At 57.4% G+C, this 4245-nt stretch carries 4 protein-coding genes; 2 read left to right on the top strand and 2 right to left on the bottom strand.

Going from position 1 to position 4245, the window contains the following annotated elements; all coding sequences use genetic code 11:
• Positions 1-1007 precede the first annotated feature (1007 nt).
• The gene (locus tag SGJ19_29640; GenBank protein MDZ4784428.1) at positions 1008-2015 is read right to left on the bottom strand and encodes a hypothetical protein; all 1008 of its coding nucleotides are present in this window, start codon (positions 2013-2015) and stop codon (positions 1008-1010) included.
• 250 nt (positions 2016-2265) lie between these two features.
• Between SGJ19_29640 and SGJ19_29635 the strand changes: the two genes are divergently transcribed.
• Both SGJ19_29635 and SGJ19_29630 read left to right on the top strand, forming a co-directional pair.
• Positions 2266-2811 (top strand): hypothetical protein, encoded by a 546-nt coding sequence (locus SGJ19_29635; GenBank protein MDZ4784427.1) that lies wholly within the window; start codon positions 2266-2268, stop codon positions 2809-2811.
• 131 nt (positions 2812-2942) lie between these two features.
• Positions 2943-3770, top strand: coding sequence for a hypothetical protein (locus tag SGJ19_29630; protein MDZ4784426.1), 828 nt, complete (start codon positions 2943-2945; stop codon positions 3768-3770).
• Between the two features lie 173 nt (positions 3771-3943).
• Here the strand turns inward: SGJ19_29630 and SGJ19_29625 are convergent.
• Positions 3944-4245: DUF1501 domain-containing protein (locus SGJ19_29625; GenBank protein MDZ4784425.1), on the bottom strand; the 302-nt coding region annotated here is incomplete at its 5' end.

The raw sequence follows: 4245 nt of genomic DNA, 5'->3' as shown, positions 1-4245 counted from the left end.
ACCTTTTCGGTCAGAGCGCTCTTCAGCCCGGTGGCATCACGGGCTTTTTTCCACTGCTTGTCGTCGAACACGTCATCGAACATGAGGCTGCCTCCTGTTGCGGGTCGTCGAGCGTCTAGGTAAGGGATGGTCGCTGCGCGCGGCGGTAACTGGTTCCGGACCGTCCCCAAGTTCGCGTTGTCCCATGAGCCCGATATGGTAACCACGCCCCGGACGGTCCGCAAAAGTCGAGAATGCGACACTCGCTGCGACGGCGGAACGGTTGGCCGAATGAGACCGGTTGCCGGCATTCGAATCAGGTTGAGCGGTCGGGGGGTGAGCGATTCACGCCAAGTCCGGCCAGGGTTTTTTCGCTGGTCTCGTCGTTCAAGTGGTATGCCCAAATCGAGCCGAACAGTCGCTGCCATGCGGTCACGGAGTAAGAATGGTTCCCTCAATCCTTTGAGGCTGAAAGCTCGATCCACTTAGACTGAACCGTTCCGTTCGTCCGGGCCGCACTCGACGGCGCGGTGGCCGAAGTGGCGAAAATTCTTCAAGACGCCGAGCGGCGGCAAAGCTCTGAGGAGGGTGCGCACAGGCCTTCGCCCGGAGGGCGAGCGATGGTTGCCAGGGGATTCATCCCCTGGGAATGTGGATCCTATTCTTTCCGCCGCCCGCAGGGCGGACGAGCGCCGGGAACCAAAATGGCGGGTCATCGGCCAAATAGCCACTGAAGGAAGCTCACGAACGTTACCGTGATCTTCCACTTCCGTGTGCGTGATTCGAAAACGCCCTTCGAAGTCTTTTCTCGCGTCCATTCCTGTTCGAACTCGATACCGGCCATTTCCTGTCTCCAACACATCGCCTGCCGCAAAGTGCGGCTTGCATAACCGTCGGCGCAGCGTTGGGCAAAAGATGCCCAATGGTTGGCAATTCGCTCGGAAAGGCCGCAAATGCCGGTATCGGCGCAGTAAGAAAAGTGCGCAGCTGTTGGGTAATGGATACCCAACGATCCAACGCGCGGTCGATTATTCTTCGTCGCGCTCGTCTTCGTTGCCTGGTTTGCTGCCGTAGAGAAGATGGGGCGCGAATTCGCCATTCAACAGCTTCAATGCTGCCGCCAGTCGCGCCGCGTCAGCACAAACCGCTTTGTACTTGCCATGCCCCTTGAATTGCTGTTTGAAGAATGCCGACGCGGTCGCTCGGTCCACGCCCGCCAGCCGAGCCAGTTCGTTGTTGCCAATTGGTTCCAGGTTCAGGGAACCGCCATCGGCGTACTTGTGATGCTTCGTCAGAGCCGCAATTAGCTTCGTCCGGCCTTCGCCCCGTTCGGTACTTCGCTTGGATCTCGTGGGCGTTATGGTTCCGCCCGCTGCTCCCGACGACTCCCATTTGACCGCGTTGCTGGCCGACACGGAGTCGATTGATGCCGATGGGTGCAATTCGGACTTCACGAAGGATTCAACGTCCTCATACCATAATTCGAGTTTGTGGAGGTCAGTCGGGTCGACTAGCTCGGTGACGGATCGGATGAAAACGAAAGCGGCCGCCGCGCGGTTGAATGCGGGTCGATCGTGGGAACCAGGTGGGAGTGAAACAATCCGTTCCCCGCGTTCAAGTGCGTCGCGGATCGCTCCCATTACGACGACTTTCTCGTCCATTGATGGCTCGCGGTCGTCGGGAATCGGTAGCGGTCGCTGAATCGTCGGCTCGTTCCAATGCGCCAACTCCTCTGGGAAGTATGCCGCGACCAATCGGCAGTCGTCAGGGGCACCGGAAAACCGTTTCGAGACGGCTTCGCGCCGGTCGTATCGGTCAAAAGCGCTGGCAATCAGTGAAACGAACTCGTACGCCAGGGCGTGTTCCTCGCGTCGACGGATCCAGTCGTCTCGGCGGTCACGGGCACCGAGAAATTCGGCGGCCCAGCGGTCGAACCGTTTTCGAAATGGCTCGACGCCGTAATCGTGAATCAACCGATCGACTCGCTGCGCGACTGGCAGCAGCCAATCGCAATTGCGCTCGCGCCCAAAGGCCATGGTCGAGAATCCTGTTGAAATCGGGCTGGCGCGACGACGGAGGAAAAAGCGATCCGTCGCCGGGCCGCTTAGTCGCGATATTTCAAGCCCGACGCGAAATCCCGCGAATGAGATTATAGACGGTCTTGGCGTATTTGGGATATTTGACGTCACACTTGGAGGTCTATCAGAGAATTCTCCGAACCTTCGGTCCCAATGCCGTGTCGATGCCTGAATGGCCACTACTGCAAACCGAGAGCGGGCCCGTGCCATGAGCGTGGCGAAACGAATCTACGAAGCAATCGAAAAGATTCACCGGCAGGACTTTGAGGGAGCACTGATTCCGACGAGCATTGCTCTCGATCGAACTGCGCAGAAGTTTTATCGCAAGGACAAGAGCAAGAAATCGGACTACAAGCAATTTCTCACGGACAACATGGCGTTAATCACTCGTGTGTCCCTGGGGACGTCTGTCCTCAACCTTCACGTTGCATTTCACCATCCTGACATTGAGTTGGACGCCAATGGAATGTGCAGGTTCGAAGCGATTATCTACCATGCGGTGCGGTGCGGGTTAGTCCATGCCGCTGAATTGCCGGACAATCTCGTGTTCGAACCCGGAAAGCGTCTTGAACACAGAAAGAATCTTCTGATCTTGCCAGCTGAGCTAATCTCTGGATTAATGATGGCGGTGGTGTGTTGTCCGGTGAATGCGAAGGAACGCGTGCCGGATGGCGCATGCGTTGTGATTGGCGACGTGGAGCATCCTGTGAACCGCTTCTGGGGTAATCCTCAGCGATTGTTAGAACTGCTTTAGCGCCTCAGTTCTTTTTTTGTTCGGCATTGGATTCGCGAATTGGGACGCGTCACAGGCACCAGCACGTAGAGGGAAGCATGGCAAGGCAATTCAGCAACGATCCCGTCAAAGCAAACGATCTGAATGACTACTTGAGCGGCGCATCCAGTTTTGCTTTCGAGCTGAAATGCCTGGAATTGCTCTTGGGATTGGGTTTTGACTGCCGGCACAGTGGCTTCTATGCGGACCCAGTCACGGGAAAGCACCGACAGTTCGACATTCGAGCCGTAAAGAGCAACGGCGCGCTTCGGCTCTATTGCGCTGTCGAGTGCAAGCGGTTGTCCGACTCTTTTCCGCTCCTCGTCAGTTGCGTCCCGCGTAGCCGTAGCGAGAGTCATCACAACGTGATTTTCTCCTTTGACGAGTTCACCAGTACGGGGTCACGGGGGACGTTTGCGCGCTCGGCAGGCCACGCTGATTACGAAGCGAGGCCGTCGGGTGCTTATCCGGGGAATGCACCCGTCGGCAAGGAGTGCGTTCAAGTCGGTCGAACCGACAAGGGAGAAATAACTACCAACGACGCCGATATGTTCGAAAAATGGTCGCAGGCGATTTCGTCCGCACACGAACTCGTTGCTGAGGCGTGGCACGTAGCCGCATCAAGCAAGTTGTATTTTCTTTCCGTCGTGCTACCGATCGTCGTCGTCCCCGATGATACGCTGTGGCAAGTCAACTACAACAGCAACGGATCACGGCACCGCGACCCATTTCAAACCGACCGATGTAGCTATCTCATAACGCGAAATGAAGGTGACCGCATTTCGGTCGTCACGCATTTGGAATTCGTAACTTTCTCCGGGCTATCAAACCTCCTCAATCAAGTGCTTCAGATACAGGGAGACTGGTTTCCGGCGTCCGTCTCGCGGCAGGCTGAAGCAATGCTTCGAAAACACGAAGAGTTCCAACAGCAGGGTCTGTGATCGTTTCTCGCCTTCGCCGCGAGCGAGCACCCTCAGTCGTGCACTTCCGCGAGAGTCCACAAATAGCGGAATGCGGGGTCGGCGGTTACCCGACCGTTCAATCCCTATGGCAGCGACGTGGTTGCCGTACCGGCCTGAGGGCGCGGGGGCCTACTGCTTGGCTACGCGTAATCTCACGCCAAAATATCCCGCACCACCCGCCCGCTCACATCGGTCAGCCGCCGCTTAATACCGTTGTGATAAAACGTCAACCGCTCGTGATCGATACCCAATAGGTGCAGCACCGTGGCGTGAAAATCGTGCCAGTGCACCGGGTTCTCGACCGCCTTGTAGCCGAAGTCGTCGGTCGCGCCGTAAGCAAAGCCGTGCTTCAAGCCCGCACCGGCCATCCACACGGAAAAGCCGTATTGGTTGTGGTCGCGCCCTTCGCCCACCCCGTCGGCTGCCGCCTGCGTAAACGGCGTCCGGCCGAATT

The organism is Planctomycetia bacterium (assembly GCA_034440135.1).
Classification (GTDB): Bacteria; Planctomycetota; Planctomycetia; order Pirellulales; family JALHLM01; genus JALHLM01.
This window is presented reverse-complemented; position numbering and strand designations above follow the sequence as displayed.

Excerpts from the sequence above, each read along its gene's own strand:
- SGJ19_29640 (MDZ4784428.1), bottom strand. The coding sequence starts at position 2,015 with ATGGCCTTTGGGCGCGAGCGCAATTGCGATTGGCTGCTGCCAGTCGCG.
- SGJ19_29635 (MDZ4784427.1), top strand. The coding sequence starts at position 2,266 with ATGAGCGTGGCGAAACGAATCTACGAAGCAATCGAAAAGATTCACCGG.